The organism is Methylobacterium sp. Leaf106, from assembly GCF_001422895.1.
Lineage (GTDB): Bacteria > Pseudomonadota > Alphaproteobacteria > Rhizobiales > Beijerinckiaceae > Methylobacterium > Methylobacterium bullatum.
In genome coordinates this window covers 26,041-41,509 of the sequence record NZ_LMNB01000007.1, presented here as the reverse complement: position 1 = coordinate 41,509, position 15,469 = coordinate 26,041, and the positions used below count along the sequence as shown (strand labels likewise).

15 protein-coding genes are annotated in these 15,469 nt (G+C 65.4%); 10 read left to right on the top strand and 5 right to left on the bottom strand.

The genetic code is table 11. The annotated features are described in order from the left end of the window. The first annotated feature begins 123 nt into the window (after window positions 1-123). On the top strand, window positions 124-1,359 hold the full coding sequence (locus ASF34_RS06945; RefSeq protein WP_056160052.1) for a DUF1501 domain-containing protein: 1,236 nt from the start codon (window positions 124-126) through the stop codon (window positions 1,357-1,359). 30 nt (window positions 1,360-1,389) lie between these two features. Here the strand turns inward: ASF34_RS06945 and ASF34_RS06940 are convergent, their stop codons facing one another. Next, complete coding sequence (locus ASF34_RS06940) at window positions 1,390-1,803, bottom strand: PilZ domain-containing protein (protein WP_147830368.1); 414 nt, start codon at window positions 1,801-1,803, stop codon at window positions 1,390-1,392. A gap of 491 nt (window positions 1,804-2,294) precedes the next feature. Between ASF34_RS06940 and ASF34_RS06935 the strand changes: the two genes are divergently transcribed. The 5 genes from ASF34_RS06935 to ASF34_RS06915 all read left to right on the top strand — a co-directional run bounded on the left by ASF34_RS06935 (window position 2,295) and on the right by ASF34_RS06915 (window position 7,429). Continuing rightward, a complete protein-coding gene (locus tag ASF34_RS06935) occupies window positions 2,295-3,977 on the top strand; it encodes a type I secretion system permease/ATPase (RefSeq protein WP_244478922.1) in 1,683 nt (560 codons plus the stop codon). Further along, on the top strand, window positions 3,977-5,320 hold the full coding sequence (locus ASF34_RS06930) for an HlyD family type I secretion periplasmic adaptor subunit (protein WP_018044368.1): 1,344 nt from the start codon (window positions 3,977-3,979) through the stop codon (window positions 5,318-5,320). The genes ASF34_RS06935 and ASF34_RS06930 overlap by 1 nt, the downstream gene beginning before the upstream one ends. Window positions 5,321-5,551: 231 nt before the next feature. After that, window positions 5,552-5,677, top strand: a complete 126-nt coding sequence (gene ykgO, locus ASF34_RS06925) for a type B 50S ribosomal protein L36 (RefSeq protein WP_003601867.1) — start codon at window positions 5,552-5,554, stop codon at window positions 5,675-5,677. Window positions 5,678-5,833: 156 nt separating this feature from the next. Continuing rightward, window positions 5,834-6,406 carry a tetratricopeptide repeat protein gene (locus tag ASF34_RS06920; RefSeq protein WP_443136525.1) on the top strand — a complete coding sequence of 191 codons (573 nt, stop codon included), beginning with the start codon at window positions 5,834-5,836 and terminating at the stop codon, window positions 6,404-6,406. 6 nt (window positions 6,407-6,412) lie between these two features. After that, window positions 6,413-7,429, top strand: coding sequence for an alpha/beta fold hydrolase (locus tag ASF34_RS06915; protein ID WP_056160046.1), 1,017 nt, complete (start codon window positions 6,413-6,415; stop codon window positions 7,427-7,429). 5 nt (window positions 7,430-7,434) lie between these two features. Here ASF34_RS06915 and pyk read toward each other — a convergent pair whose 3' ends face one another. Continuing rightward, complete coding sequence (gene pyk, locus ASF34_RS06910) at window positions 7,435-8,871, bottom strand: pyruvate kinase (protein WP_018044365.1); 1,437 nt, start codon at window positions 8,869-8,871, stop codon at window positions 7,435-7,437. 358 nt (window positions 8,872-9,229) lie between these two features. Between pyk and ASF34_RS22695 the strand changes: the two genes are divergently transcribed. Then, on the top strand, window positions 9,230-9,385 hold the full coding sequence (locus tag ASF34_RS22695; protein ID WP_156465654.1) for a hypothetical protein: 156 nt from the start codon (window positions 9,230-9,232) through the stop codon (window positions 9,383-9,385). A 44-nt stretch (window positions 9,386-9,429) separates the two neighbouring features. After that, window positions 9,430-10,923 carry a glycosyltransferase family 61 protein gene (locus tag ASF34_RS22090; RefSeq protein ID WP_082494092.1) on the top strand — a complete coding sequence of 498 codons (1,494 nt, stop codon included), beginning with the start codon at window positions 9,430-9,432 and terminating at the stop codon, window positions 10,921-10,923. Here ASF34_RS22090 and ASF34_RS06895 read toward each other — a convergent pair. Beyond that, window positions 10,892-11,239 (bottom strand): DUF1036 domain-containing protein, encoded by a 348-nt coding sequence (locus tag ASF34_RS06895; protein ID WP_056160036.1) that lies wholly within the window; start codon window positions 11,237-11,239, stop codon window positions 10,892-10,894. The two genes, ASF34_RS22090 and ASF34_RS06895, sit on opposite strands and share 32 nt — an antisense overlap. Window positions 11,240-11,363: 124 nt before the next feature. Further along, on the bottom strand, window positions 11,364-12,692 hold the full coding sequence (locus ASF34_RS06890) for a glycerate kinase type-2 family protein (RefSeq protein WP_056160031.1): 1,329 nt from the start codon (window positions 12,690-12,692) through the stop codon (window positions 11,364-11,366). Window positions 12,693-12,897: 205 nt separating this feature from the next. Between ASF34_RS06890 and ASF34_RS06885 the strand changes: the two genes are divergently transcribed. Beyond that, window positions 12,898-13,644: an N-formylglutamate amidohydrolase gene (locus tag ASF34_RS06885; protein ID WP_056160028.1), complete on the top strand. Its 747-nt coding sequence runs from the start codon at window positions 12,898-12,900 to the stop codon at window positions 13,642-13,644. Between the two features lie 84 nt (window positions 13,645-13,728). On the opposite strand, the gene ASF34_RS06880 is transcribed toward ASF34_RS06885, so the two are convergent. After that, window positions 13,729-14,001, bottom strand: a complete 273-nt coding sequence (locus ASF34_RS06880; RefSeq protein ID WP_056160023.1) for a hypothetical protein — start codon at window positions 13,999-14,001, stop codon at window positions 13,729-13,731. A gap of 324 nt (window positions 14,002-14,325) precedes the next feature. Between ASF34_RS06880 and ASF34_RS06875 the strand changes: the two genes are divergently transcribed. After that, entirely contained in the window at window positions 14,326-15,069 is a 744-nt protein-coding gene (locus ASF34_RS06875) for a DUF2259 domain-containing protein (RefSeq protein WP_056160020.1), read from the top strand. Window positions 15,070-15,469 lie beyond the last annotated feature (400 nt).

The following is a 15,469-nucleotide window of genomic DNA, read 5'->3' as shown; positions in this document are numbered from 1 at the left end:
GGTTCGCGTTGGCGAGCCACTGCTTCACCTCGCTCAAGCCTTTGGAATGTCGCAGGTTTCAAGGCGCAAAACCGATGACCACTTTTGCGAAACCTGCTTAGCCGGGAGAGAGGCGATGACCCCATGAACCCTCAGGAACACGCCCACCTGCCGACGCGCCGCAACCTGCTGCTCGGTGCCGGCGCCCTCTTCGCATGGCCCTATGTGCCCAAGGTCTGGGCCGCCTCCGGCCGCGACCCGCGCTTCCTCGTGGTGGTGCTGCGCGGCGGCCTCGACGGCCTCTCGGCGGTGATGCCGGTGGGCGATCCACAATTCGCGGCGATCCGCTCCGACTTCAAGCTGTCCCCGACGCATACGCCGTTTCGGCTCGACCCGCTGTTCTCGCTCAACCCGGCGATGCCGAACCTGGCGGACCTCTATGCCAAGCGCGAGGCCACGCTGTTCCATGCCGTCGCCACCCCCTATCGCGCCCGCTCGCATTTCGACGCGCAGCAGATCCTCGAGAACGGAATGACGAGTGCCAGTTCCAGCATCGATACCGGCTGGCTCAATCGGGCGCTGTCCCTCATTCCCAAGGCCAAGGGCATCGAGTTGAGGCCGACCAAGGCCCTCTCCGTAAGCGCAACGACGCCACTGATCCTGCGTGGCCCGGCCCAGGTGGAGACGTGGCAACCGCAGACGATGCCCTACGCGGCGGCGGATACGCTGATGCGCCTCCAGGCCCTCTACGACGACAAGGACCAAGCCCTGGCCAATGCCCTGCGGGAGGGCGTGCAGGTCGACGACTTCATCGCTTCGGATCCCAGCATGGCGGCGATGGGCAAGCAGCCGTTGAAGGGCCCCAACAGCTTCGCCTCCGCCGCCCGCGCCGCAGCCTCGCTCATGGCCCCGGTGACCGGCCCCCGCATCGCCGTGATGAATTTCGACGGCTGGGACACCCACTCTTCGCAAGGCCCCTACGAAGGGCGCCTGGCCAAGAACCTCGCTTCCCTCGATGCCGGAATGGCGGCGATCAAGGAGGGGCTCGGTGCCTCCTGGGCCCAGACATTGGTGCTGATCGTCACCGAATTCGGCCGCACGGTGCATGTGAACGGCTCCTCCGGCACGGATCACGGCACGGCCACGGTCGCCTTCCTCGTCGGTGGAGCGGTGGCGGGAGGGCGGGTGATCGCCGATTGGCCGAGCCTCAAGGAAAGCGCCCTGTTCGAAGGCCGCGATCTCGCTCCGACGATGGATCTGCGCGCCGTGATGAAGGGCCTGCTGATCGACCAGTTCGGCTTCGAGGAGAAGGTTCTTTCCGAGAAGGTCTTCCCCGGCAGCGAGAAAGCGCCAGGCATGAGGGACCTGATCCGGGCCTGACGCGGTCACGGAGACCACTTCGATCCCGCGTCAGAAGGACGATGGTTTCCGTCTGCGCGAAGGAATACCGACGCCGCCCGGTTCGTCGATCGCCTCCGGTTTGTCCAAGGAGGTCGCCACCGGCTGCGGCGGCTCGTCCCGGACGCGCGGTGGCGCCACCTTGCCGACGCGCTCGATCCTAACGCCGACATAGTCGCCGCGCCTCCAGGCGAGCTTCACCATGCAGACGAAGTCCCGGCCGATGATGCGGAGCAGGAACGACTCGGGCAGCGCGTGGTAGGCTGGAATACCAAGCTTGGCGCCGGATTTCGAGACGTCCTTCACGGTGCATGGAATTTCCCGACCATCGGGAAGCCGAACGTTGGCTATCCAGTTCGTCGAGTTACGGTCCTCGCGCCGTGACACCGGCTCTGGAGACGTTTCCGTTTCTTTGTCCGACCGCACGCAAGACGCTCCGGCGCTTCACCGTTTCTCTCACCACCATAGGCCGAGAACGTTTACGGACCATGCTTGCTCGGGGTTTCTTCACGGGATCGGCAGCCGGCACGCGCAAGCAAGTCGTCGACGACCCATCTGTGCCGACCGCATCGTTTCCTCTTCCGAATACGAAGGCCACGTCTCGGGGGAAAGGAAGCGGTTCATCCCCCCTGAGGCGGCGAGAGCCGGGGGCATATGCCGCGAGAGATGGACCCTCCGGACACAGACGGCCATAATCCAACCGCAGCAGCATGTTTTCGAGTTCTCGACTTCACGCTTTTCTTATAAAGGAGGCGAGTGTCGGGCCGCCGTTCCCAAACGGTATCGCAGACTACCATTCACACTAAACTTGACAATCGAACGCGACGGCGGGGGCGGCAGTGGCTAAGGGGCGGGAATCAGCCGAGATCATTTCGGCATTGGCAAGTTGCCGAACGGCGTTTATCGGCGTCGCGGTCATGAGCGGGTTGGTGAACATTCTGTATCTGACTGGTTCATTCTTCATGCTCGAAGTCTATGACCGCGTCATTCCGAGCCGGAGCGTTCCGACACTTATCGGCCTCATGATCCTCGCTCTGGTCCTCTACGGATTTCAGGGCGTCCTGGAGACGATCCGCTCGCGGATCCTCGCGCGCGTCGGCGCCTCGCTGGACGAAGCCCTCTCGGCGCGGGTGTTCGACATCGTCGTGCGGGCTCCCCTGAAGGGCGCGACCCCGGGCGACGGGCTGCTGCCCCTGCGCGATCTCGACCAGTTGCGTGCCTTCCTCGGCGGCACGGGGCCCTCGGCCTTCTTCGATCTGCCGTGGATGCCGATCTACGTCTTTATCTGCTTCCTGTTCCACCCTCTCATCGGCGTCGCCGCGCTCGTGGGCGCGGCGGTCCTGGCCGTCCTCGCCCTGACGACGGATCGCTCGACCCGCGCCCCGACCCAGACCGCAACCGCCCACGGCATGCGTCGCAACGGCCTCGCGGAAGCCGGGCGCCGCAACGCCGAGGTGCTGGCCGCCATGGGGATGCAGGGACGCTTCGCCGATCGCTGGGGCGGCGCCAACCGCGATTACATGCAGTCTCAGATGGCCGTCTCGGACGTCGCGGGCGGTTTCGGAGCGGGCTCGAAAGTGTTCCGCATGGCGCTGCAATCGGGCGTGCTCGCCCTCGGCGCCTGGCTCGTCATCAACAACCTCGCCTCTGCGGGCGTCATCATCGCCTCGTCGATCCTCGTGGCCCGCGCCCTGGCTCCGGCGGAACTCGCCATCGCCAACTGGAAGGGATTCGTGCAGGCGCGCCAGAGCTGGGCACGGCTCTCGGAGTTGTTCGCCCGCCTGCCCGCCGTCGAACAGCCCCATGCTCTGCCCGCTCCGTCGCAGAGCCTCGTGGCCGAAAACGTCACCCTCGCACCGCCGGGAACCCAGCGCATCGTCGTGCAGGATGTCAGCCTGTCCCTGCAGCGGGGGCAGGGGCTCGGAATCATCGGCCCGAGCGCCTCGGGCAAGTCGAGCCTCGTCCGCGCCATCGTCGGCGTCTGGCCGCCCGTGCGCGGCAAGGTCAGGATCGACGGCGCGGCCATCGACCAATGGTCGAGCGCCGATCTCGGGCCGCATATCGGCTTCCTGCCGCAGGAAGTGGAGCTGTTTGCCGGCACCATCGCCGAGAACATCGCCCGGTTCGATCCCAATGCCCAGTCGGGTGCGGTCATCGCGGCCGCCAAGGCAGCGGGTATCCATGAGATGATCCTGCGCCTGGCGGAAGGCTACGACACCCGGATCGGCGAGGGCGGGGCGGGCCTGTCGGCAGGGCAGCGCCAGCGGGTCGGACTGGCGAGGGCGCTCTATGGTGACCCCTTCCTCGTGGTGCTCGACGAGCCCAATTCGAATCTCGATGGGGAGGGCGAGAACGCCCTGACCCAGGCCATCGTCGGGGTGCGGCAGCGCGGCGGCATCTGCATCGTCGTGGCGCACCGCCCCAGCGCCCTGGCGGCCGTCGACATGATCCTGATGATGGCCGACGGTCGCGCCCAGGCCTTCGGCCCCAAGGACGAGGTGCTCAAGCGCGTCCTCCGGTCGACTCCGGCTCCCGCCGCCGAGCCCGTCGCCGCACAACGTACCGGCGCGAACGTCGCCACCCTGCAGGAGAGCGCGTGATGGCCATCGCACTGTCGCCCACCGGCCTCCCCGCCGCTCAAATCCGGCCCACCGCCAACGGGTCGATCCGCCGTCACCTCGCCGCCGCGATCGGAGTCGGCGCCGTCCTCGTCATCGGAATCGGCGGCTGGGCCACCTTCACGATGATTTCGGGTGCCGTGATCGCGCCGGGCCAGCTCATGGTCGAATCGGACGTGAAGAAGGTGCAGCACCCCACCGGCGGCGTCGTCGGCGAGTTGCGGGTGAAGGAAGGCGCGCGGGTGAAAGCCGGCGACATCCTGATCCGCCTGGACGAGACCCAGACCCGCGCCAATCTCGACATCATCCTGAAGGCGCTCGATGAGTTCGCAGCCCGTCGGGCGCGTGACGAGGCCGAGCGCGACGGCGCGTCCGAGATCACCTTCCCGCCGGACCTTCTAGCCCGCAAGGCCAAGGATCCGTCTGTCGCCCATCTGGTCGACAGCGAAACCCGCCTGTTCCAAGCCCGCGTGGCCGGCCGTGAAGGCCAGAAGGCGCAGCTGCGCGAGCGCGTCTCCCAGCTCGGCGAGGAGATCAAGGGTCTCACCGAACAGGCCGCCGCCAAGGAGCGGGAAACGGCCTTGATCGGAACCGAGCTGAAGGGCGTGCGCGAGCTCTACGGCAAGAACCTCGTGCCGCTCTCCCGCGTCACCGCCCTGGAACGGGACGGCGCCCGGCTGCAGGGCGAGCGCGGGCAACTCATCGCCTCCACCGCATCCGCCAAGGGCAAGATCACCGAGATCGAGCTGCAGATCTTCCAGATAGACCAGGACATGCGGACCGAGACCGGCAAGGAGCTCGCCGAGATCCGTGGCCGCTGGTCCGAATATGTGGAGAAGCGAATCGCCGCCGAGGATCAGCTCAAGCGCATCGACATGCGCTCGCCCCAGAACGGCACGGTCCACCAGCTGACGGTGCATACGATCGGCGGTCTCGTGGTTCCCAGCGAGCCGGCGATGCTCATCGTACCCGACGCCGACAAGCTCATCGTCGAGGTCAGGATCCAGCCGCAGGACATTGACAACGTGCGCGTCGATCAGCGCGCTGTCCTACGTTTCCCGGCCTTCAACCAGCGGACGACGCCCGAGATCGACGGGATCGTGAGCCGGGTTTCGGCCGACGTCTCGCAGGACCCGAAGAGCGGCATGACCTACTACACCGCGCGCATCCGCATGACGGAGGATCAGGTGGAGCGCCTCGGCAAGGTCCAGCTCGTGCCCGGCATGCCCGTGGAGGCCTTCATGCAACTCGGGGACCGCTCGGTCATCTCCTACCTGACGAAGCCCCTGACGGACCAGATCGCCAAGGCTTGGCGCGAGCGCTGAGGGCGTCCAACGGCGGACGAGAAGGCCCCGGCCGTGTGCCGGGGCGCAAGTTTGAAGAATCCGCATCCCCGGCAGGTCGGTTGCACCTTGCCTTCAGGCGCTCAAGCCTGATATGGCAACCGCCTTTCCGCGATGCGTGAACTGCCATCGCCGAGGACGCCTTACCGAGGTGCCTCGTTCCCGAGACCCTATGGACAGGCGGCGGGCTCAAACCCGGCCGACGTGAGACCGATGAAGATTCGCAACTCCCTCAAGTCCCTCCGTGGCCGTCACCGCGACAACCAGCTCGTGCGCCGCAAGGGCCGCGTCTACGTCATCAACAAGACGCAGAAGCGCTTCAAGGCCCGTCAGGGCTGAGGCTGCGGGCTGCCCGGCAATTCGGGGCAGCCGCGTCAAGCCGGCCTGTTGACGGCGGCGTGAAGGGCGAGGAAGCTCGCTCTCATGACGCTGTCCCGGCATTTTGGCATTCTGTTCAACGCTGCGCTCCTGAGCGCGGCGATTTTTTCGTTTGGGGTGTCGTCAGCCGACGCTCTGCCGCCACAGAGCCAGGGTCGTGAGACCGGACAAGGCAAGGAAAACGGCAAGGATACACCCAAGAAAGTGCAGGCGCCGAGCCTCGAGGATCTCTATGCGAGGCTAAAGGCGTCCGAGGACGATGCCGAGGCCAAAGGCATCTCCCGCCTGATCGAGCAGCGCCTCGGGCGCTCCGGCAGCGCCACCGCCGACCTTCTCACGGAACGTGCCCGTCAGGCGATGTCGGGCCGCGACTATGCCCTCGCCGTCGAGTTGATGGACCGCGCTACCACCCTCGAGCCGCAATGGGCCGAGGGCTGGAACCGGCGGGCCACGGTGTTCTGGCTTCTCACCGACCAGACCAACGCCGTGGCCGACCTGCAGCGGACGCTGGTGCTGGAACCACGGCATTACGAGGCCTGGGCCGCGCTGGGGCGGATCTATCTGTCCATGGACGACAAGCGTCGCGCCCTGGACGCTTTCCGCCGCGCCGCCGCCATCTATCCGCGCATGGAGAAGCTCCAGAGCGCCATCGACCGGCTTGTCCCTGAGATCGACGGCCGGGACCTGTAGCCGGACATGGTTCTCCTCCATTGGCTCGGCCTGATCGCGGGCGCGATGCTCGGGGTGATCGTCAGCGTTCTCGCGGCCGGAGCCCTCGTCACCCTGATCGTCACCTTGCGGGTCGGCGCCCGGTTTCCGCCGCAGGGGCCTTTCATCGAGGTGGATGGCGGGCGGCTCGCCACCATCCAGGCCGGCCCGACGACGTCGTCGAAGGGGACCGTCGTGCTTCTTCACGGAGCCTCCGCCAACGCGGCCGACCCGATGGAAGGCGTCGGCCGCAGGCTCGCCCAGGACGGCTTTCGCGTCATTGCCTTCGACAGGCCCGGATACGGCTGGAGCGACCGCCTCGGCGGCCGTGATGGGGGAAGCCCCGCGGTGCAGGGCCATGCGATCGCACAGGCGGTCGCGCGCATGGGGACCGGCCCGGTGGTCCTGCTCGGCCATTCCTGGTCCGGCGCCCTGGCCACCGCCATCGCCCTCGACCATCCCGAAGTCGTCTCGGGTCTCGTCCTGGTGGCGCCGGTGGCGATGCCGTTTCCGGCCATGGCGCCTCTGCCGTGGTACTACCGTCTCGCCCTGAAGCCTCCGGTCACATGGCTGCTCAGCCGCACCGTCGCGACACCGATCGGCCTCTACTATCTGGAACGCGCGGGCCGTGCGGCCTTCCGGCCGCAGGAACTCCCCGGGGACTATCTCGAGCGGAGCCGCTCAGCCCTGGTGCTGCGCCCCGCGACGATGCTCGCGAATCTCGAAGACCTGATCGGCCTGCCCGCGGCCTTGGCGGCCCAGGCTCCACGCTACGGTGAGATCGCCGTTCCGACAGTGGTCGTCTCCGGCGATGCGGATGCCGCCGTTCCGGCGACGCGCCATGCCGCCCCCCTCGCCAAACTCATCCCCGGCGCCCGGCTCGTTCTCCTGCCGGGCATCGGGCACATGGTGCCTTACATGGCGACGGACGCCCTCGTGGATGCGGTCGAAGGGCTCGCCACCCGGATCGGCGCGACGAGACATGAGCAGCCCGTCGCGCGCTGATCCGATCAGGCTCTCGCGGCGTGATCGCGGGTGACGAAGGCGATCCGCACGAGGTTGGTGGCGCCCGGTGTCCCGAACGGCACGCCGGCCACCACGATGACCCGGTCGCCGATCTCGGCGAAGCGCTCGCGCACGGCGAATTTTGCCGCGCGGAAGGCCATGTCGTCCACGTCGCTGGCATCGTTGGTGACGATCGGGTGCGTGCCCCAGCACATGGCCAGCCGCCGGGCGGTCTCGCGCTTCGGCGTCAGCGCGATGATCGTGGCGTTGGGCCGCGAGCGGGCGAGACGCAGGGCCGTCGATCCCGAATGCGTCCAGGCCATGATGGCGGTGAGGTTGAGGGCGTCGACCATCTGATGGGCGGCCGCCGCGATGGCGTCCGATGCGGTGGCGTCGGGCTCCGAACGCTGCGCCGTGAGGATCGTCCAGTAGAGGGCGTCACGCTCCACCTGCTCGGCGATGCGGCTCATCATCGAGATCGCCTCGATGGGGAAGGCGCCGGACGCGCTCTCGGCCGACAGCATCACCGCATCGGCACCCTCGTAGACGGCGGTCGCCACGTCCGAGACCTCGGCGCGCGTCGGCACCGGTGCCGTGATCATCGATTCGAGCATCTGCGTCGCGACGACGACGGGCTTGCCGAGGCGCCGCGCACCGCGCGTGATCCGTTTCTGCACGCCCGGCACCTGCTCCAGCGGCATCTCCACGCCGAGATCGCCGCGCGCCACCATGATCCCGTCGGAGATCTCGATGATCTCGTCGAGGCGGGTGAGGGCCTGCGGCTTCTCGATCTTGGCCATGACCAGGGCTCGGCCGGCGGCGACCTTCTTCACCTCGGCCACGTCCTCGGGACGCTGAACGAAGGAGACCGCGATCCAGTCCGCCCCGGCATTGAGCCCGGCTTCGAGATCGCCGCGATCCTTCTCGGTCATCGCCGCCACCGGGATCACGGTGTCGGGCAGGGACACGCCCTTGCGGTTGGAAATCCTGCCGCCGATGACGACCTCGGTCACCGCGCGTCCCTCGGAGACCTCGGTCACGACCAGGCGCAACTTCCCGTCATCGATGATGACGACGTGGCCCGGTTCCAGCGCGGAGAGAATCTCGGGATGCGGCAGGTAGACACGATGGATGTCGCCCGGCGTCGGATCCGAATCGAGCACGAACGAGGCGCCGTTCTCGAGGATGGCGCCGCCCTCGGCGAAGGCGGCGACCCGCAGCTTCGGGCCCTGGAGATCCACCAGGACCGCGATGGGCCGGCGCAACTCGCGCTCGATGGTGCGGATCACCTCGATCTTCTCGGGCAATTTCTCGCGCGGAAGGTGGCTCATGTTGAGCCGGAACACATCCGCACCGGCGCGGAACAGTTTCTCGATCATCTCCGGCGTATCGGAAGCCGGACCGAGGGTGGCGATGATCTTCGTGCGGCGCGAGCGTTTCACTCCGGTCTCCAAGTTTTTTTGAGGATACCCGTCGGGTTCGAACGACCGATTGGGGGTAGGGGGCCAGAAGCACTGCGACGGCTTACACGTCAAGCTGCTGAGACTTGTTCTCTCAGGCCCCACCGAGGGGGTGGTTGCCGCCTATGGAGCAATCTGAGTGAAGGGCACGTTCGCCAGCTTCGCGAACTGCGAGACTATACGCGGGATCATGGGCTCCACGCTCGAACCTTGCGAACCCAAAATCACCTGCTTCGTGAAGGTGTTCGGGTTTACAGAATTGTCCGGGATGCTGTACCTCGCACGTGCTATGCCGGACGCGCAGTCGGGTTTGGATCGAGATTAGGCAAGAGTGAGTTCGATGAGCGAACAGCATGCCCCTCCTCGTTCGGAAAAAGCCGAAATGAAGCGCCAGGCCCGCATCAAGGCGCGCAAGGACTCTGGTATTGAGACTCGGAAGGCGGAGCGTAAGCAGAAGCGTATTGCTAGCCGCACATCAGAGGCGGGAAAATCCTGAATCTGCTCGGCCAAATTTTCGATCAACAACAGGATTAGTGATCAGTGCTATTTGGCGCCCTTTCCACACCTATTAGCCGCGCACGAGAAGCAGTAAGGGCCTGCCGCGAAGAGGCAGCAGCCAATCGCTGGGATCAAGTAATATCGATTACTAACAACTCGGATCTGATCAAACAACAACCCCAATTGCTTCTTCAACGCTTGCAGGCTGCCTTCATCCTTTCCGACGACGATGTTATCGGCTGCATTTTAAAGGATCTTCCCAACGCAGCGCTTCCGCAAGCGGTTAAGTTTGCGACTGCGCGGCAACTTGCAGTGAATAAGCGTGCACATCTGGCGGCCCGCCTACTCATAGACACGCCATCCCTTCACGATACGACACGCTTCCTCAAGTCGACTGGCCTCGTTTTTAAACACTTGCGCGACGCCAAGCTCAAACGCGAGCTTCTTGATCTAGTCGCGAAAGTAAGTGGAGGCGGATCATTAATAAAACCAACTGTATCCAAACTAACCTTTGCTCCGCAGCCTGCTCAGGAGATTTTCGGCAGCGTCAAGCTCGTCGCTTCGCCTAACACTGACAAGCATCATCTTAAGGGCTTGAAGCGCGAAGTTGCGGTATTTAACAGGCTCATCGCTCGCCCCCTGAAACCTACAGTTTCCGAGTACAGGAACGTTTTCACCCATCCATCCGGACAAATTTGGACCGAGAGTAAAGCGATCGTCGTCTCGAAGGGGTTCCCCCTCAATGTCACCGACAGGACCCAGACGGAGAACATACCGCTCGCGCTTGGTCTCAATCGTGGAAGCCGAGGAATTTATCATTGGCTCATTGATTATCTTCCGAGGCTAGCATGGATCCAAAGCAGTGGTTTGATTGAAAACGAGGGATGCAAAATCCTCCTCAACGCTGCGCGGTCCGGCTTCGAGCAAGATACTCTTGAGATGCTCGACCTCGGAAAAGCAGTTCAGAAGCTCGACAGATCGGTCTTCGTCGAACGCCTGTTGGTCGCGCGGGTCGGTTTCCGTGGCATGTCAGGATGGCGCCATCTGGATAGTATCTACGAAGAACTTGGTGAACGCGCGAGCACCTTGGCCGCAAGCAACAACGTTGAACTGCCAGACCGTGTCTACGTGACACGACGAGACGCCGCCCGGCGTGTGATGAAGAATGAAGCCGATGTGGAAGCCGTAGCGAGAAAGCTCGGGTTCACCGTGATGGAGTTCTCAAAAATCCCTCTCTGGCACCAATTCGCTATCGCCCGGCATGCCTCGGTCATCATGTCCCCTCACGGGGCCGGACTATCTCATATCATTGTCGCGAAACCAGGCCTTCAAGTGATCGAAATCCTTCCGATCATGGATGGGACGTACCAGCTGCGTTTTAATTACGCTCGACTTTCAATCGTCAAGGGCCATCGATATTCGGCGTGGCTAGAACCCCAGCATCCTGGCTTCGATGCATGGACAGTCGATTTGCCGGCCTTCACGACTTTCCTCAAGAAGACTCTTAAGGCGCCCCCGGCTGGCTCGGGTCGGTGAGCTGGATCGTCCAGCTCTTCTGCTCACCGGTATCGACCTCGTAGAAGCCGTTGCGGTCGTAGCCTCGCGCGAGACAATCCTCGACGCCGCGAATCGTGAATTCGGTGTCGCGGGTGCACATGAGCGACCGGCCGTTCCACTCGCCACCGCGGGTATAGTCCACCGCGTAGACGTAATAGAACCGCGCGGCGAGAGCGCCGCGCAGCAGGATTTCGCACCCTTTGGGCGCCACGTCCCACCACCCTTCCGTCACCCAGCCCTGCGTATCGCGATATCCCAGCGAGATGCCGACCTTGCTTGCGGTCTGGTTGCACATCCGCAGATCGGCCCGGGCGGGCGAGGCGGTGAGTAAGAGGGCGGCCAGCGGAGAGGCGAGCCAGAGAACCTTCCCCCTCCCCACGCGCGGCGGGGAGGGGGTCGTACGGCGACGGCTCACGCCGTTAACCGACGAGGATGATGCGGCAATCGTTGACATTGGTGCGCGTGGGACCCGGCTGGACGAGATCGCCGATCGTGGCGAAGAACTTCGTCGAATCATTGTCCGCGAGCATCGCAGCCGGATCGAGGCCGGCGGCGCGTGCGCGCTCCAGCGTCGTCGGATCGACGAGACCGCCGGCCGGATCGGTGGCCTCGCCGCGTCCGCCGTCGGTGCCGTCGGTATCGGCGGCAATGCCGAGGATACCGGATTCGCCATCGAGGCCGATCGCGAGGGCGAGGGCGTATTCCTGGTTCGGGCCGCCATGGCCCTCGCCGACGATGGTCACGGTGAGTTCGCCGCCGGAGATGATCGCCACCTTACGGCCGGCCGCCTTCATCTCCTTGGCGAGGGCGGCGTGTTCCGCCGCGACCTCGCGGGCCTCCCCCTCCACGTCGGGGCCGAGCATCACGATCTCGTAGCCGGCGCGCCTGGCCGCGTCGGACGCCGCGTTCAGGGCGTCGATGGGACGGGCGATGATGCGGTACTCGGCCCGGGCGAAGGAGGGGTCGCCCGCCTTCGGGGTCTCGTTGGCCGGGTCGTTGAGGAGGGCCTTGGCGGTCTCGGGCAGGGGAATGTTGCGGCGCTCGCAGATCTCGCGGGCGTCGGCGAGCGTCGAGGGATCGGGCACGGTCGGGCCGGAGGCGATCACCGCCGGGTCGTCGTGCGGCACGTCGGAGATGGCCAGCGTCAGGATCGAGCGGGCGTTGCGGGCCATCATGGCCAGACGTCCGCCCTTGATCCGGGAGAGGTGCTTGCGCACCGCGTTGATCTCGTTGATCGGCGCACCCGAGCGCAGCAGCGCCTTGGTCACCGCCTGTTTCTCGGTGAGGGTGAGGTCGCCGGCGGGCGCGATCCAGTTGGCCGAACCGCCGCCCGAGAGTAGCACCAGCACGTCGTCCTCCGGACCGGCATCGGCCGCGATCTTCAGGGCGTCGATGGTGGCGTCGATGCCGGCCTGGTCCGGCACCGGGTGCCCGGCCTCGACCATGCGGATCATCGGGGCATCCTCGCCGTAGCCGTGGCGGGCCACCGCCAGGCCGACGATGCGGCTCTCGTCGACACCGTGCTGCTCCCGGTAGAACCGGCTCGCCACGGCGGCCATGCTGCCGCCGGCCTTGCCGGCACCGAGGATGATCAGCCGGCCGGGCCCCGGCGCGGGCAGGTGCGGCACCAGGCAGCGGGAGGGATGCGCGGCGGCGATCGCCTCGTCGAGGAAACCGAGAAGCAGGCCGCGAGCGGCATCGTGGGACGAAGGGGGGGAAGCGGGCGAGGCGTGTGAAGGCGCGGTCATGGCGTGTCCGTGTCTCATCAAGGTCCGATCGCGCGGGCCGGATTGCTTGTCCGCCGGATTATTGCCGTGGCGGCGCGATCGCCTATACGTGCTGTGCCCGAGCCCTGCCGCCTCGGCAAGCGCGCGATGACGCGACCGGCGGCGTGTTTCCTGCCTGCCCAGGGGGATTTTCCCCCAATCGGCCCTGAAGGACCGTGACCACCTCATGTTTCCGCCGCATCCCGTCGAGACGATCCCAGGCGATCCCGCATCCGGGCTCCTCCTCATCTGCGAGCACGCTTCGAATCACGTACCGGAGGATCTGGCGCAGCTCGGCGTTCCGGAACGGGAATTCGCGCGCCACATCGCCTACGATATCGGCGCGGCGGACGTGACGCGGCGGCTCGCGGCGCATCTCGGCGTGCCGGCCATCCTCACGCGGTTCTCGCGCCTCGTCATCGACCCCAACCGGGGGCGCGAGGACCCGACGCTGGTCATGCGCCTGTCGGATGGTGCGGTGGTGCCGGGCAACGCCCGCATCGACGAAGCCGGCAAGGACGAGCGCATCCGGCGCTTCTACGTGCCGTTCGACGAGGCGGTGAATGCGGCCGTCGCGCGGGCCACGGAGGTAGGCGTGCCGCCTTCCATCGTCACGATGCACAGCTTCACGGCCTCGTGGCGCGGCTTTATGCGGCCCTGGCATGTGGGCATCCTGTGGGACGAGGACGACCGGATGAGTGCGCCCCTCATCGCCGGCTTGCGCGCCGACCCGGCCGGGCTGACGGTGGGCGACAACGAGCCCTATGGCGGGGGCCTGCCGGGCGACACGATCGATCGCCACGCCATCGCGCGCGGCCTTCCCAACGCCCTCGTGGAGATCCGGCAGGATCTCATCGCCCTGGAGCCGGGCCAGATCGAATGGGCGGCGCGTTTCGCCAAGCTCCTCCGACCGCTGATGCCGAAAGCCGGCTGACCGTCATTCGGTGATGAACAGAGAGCACATACGAAAGCGGCGGGGCTCACGCCCCGCCGCTTTCGTCATTTGAGCAGACTGTGTTTAGCGGGGGCCGCCGGAGGTGCGGCCGTACTGCCAGACCGGGAAGCTGTTCTGCTCTGCGTTGCCTTCGCGGGCGGAATCGACGCTGCGGCGGCTGACGACCGACCCGGTGGTCAAATCGTCATCGGCGACGACCTGACGGACTGCACTGCCGGGGGCCGCGTAGGCAGAGATACCCGCGGGCGCAGTATAGCTCTGAGCGAGCGCAGGCGAAGCAACGGCGCCGAGGGTCAAAGCAACAGCGGCAACGGCGGGAGCGAAACGGGTGTTCATGACTGGATCCTATTGAATGTCGCGGTCTCCGTCAGAGGGCGGTGGGCCGTGAGTTCTTGTGTAGCCCCGATGTAGGACGAACCCTGCCGCAACGTCGTGCGGTTTGGCACCTGCATGCGCGAGACGCCGGGCAAGCGCTGATTTGAGGCCTCGCGATGCGCTAGACGCAAGAGAGCGAGGAGCAGCAATCACCGAGATCAAGTGGCATAATGTGATTGCTGTCACCGAGACGAATGGCGATTCGGCATCACTTCGTGGTCGTCGCTTGCCGGTTTTCGACCTTGTCAACAGGTTGCCGACGCCAGGACTTAGGAGAGCAGAGAATTGATATTCAATATCTGCAAGCTTACGGTCGTTTTGCTGATGTTGTTGGCCTTACCGGCCTCAGCCGGAGACCGCGCCGGGATCGGCTTCATCGGCTATTCCAACACCGGCTCTTATTTCGCCTACGAGGAATTCGGCATCCAGGACGGTTCTGGCTTTGCGTATGCCAATCTGTACGTGCTCGACCTCAACACCAAGAGCTGGGTCGAGGGCACCCCCTTCCGTCAGGTAATCGAGAACGAGACCGGCAGCATCGCCTCGGCAGTGGCCGGCGTACGGGCCAAGGCCAAGCCCATGCTCGACAAGCTGGACATTGGTGAACCGGTAGATATCGCTGCCCTCAATGCCGATGGTGCACTGAACACCGATATGCGCAAGTTGCGCTTCGGCCGCCCTGGTGACGGCATGGCGAATCCCGATCAGGACTATGAGCTGGTGCTGTCAACAATCGAGGACGGTATTGCTCCGCCAAAATGCGCGGCCCTGGGCGAGGAGTATGTATCGGGCTTTGCCCTTACCTTGACCGTCAATGGAAAAGCTCGCGAGGTTTATCGCGATACCGCCGTGCCGGAGAGCCGTGGCTGCCCGCAGGGCTATCGGCTTTATGCAGTGGTCAGACAGTACGATGGTCTCGTCTCCTTTGCACCCGACATGACGCCAGGTATGGTCGCCATCGTCTCGGTCTATTCGATGGGCTTTGAGGGTCCGGACAGGCGTTTCATCGCTGTTCCAATTGGCAGTTAGCCCTCACGCCTGACGAGATCGCTCGGGTTTGCGCCGCGCCGGGCAATCAGCCTGCAACACTATGTTCCGGGGTTGAGGATTGCGAGCTTGACCAGAACATCCGCGTGCACGGCTTCTACTTCTCCGGTGCGCGCGACGCTCGGTGCGAGTTCCAGCATGGCTTTATGGGCTGTCGTGGCTGACGCCGCGCTGCCAGCGACAGTTCCGCCGCGCCGGCCCGTTGACACCCATTCCGGATCAACCGCGCCCCGCTCCAATTTTGAATGGCCTTCCGCACGGAGCGACGGTCGGCGCCTCCGGTTTCGCAACCGTTCTGACAGTTCCCGTAACTCCTCATCCCGATCAACCACCGGAGCCGAGACCCGGATGGCAAGATCCCCAAGGGACACTGCAGGCTCAC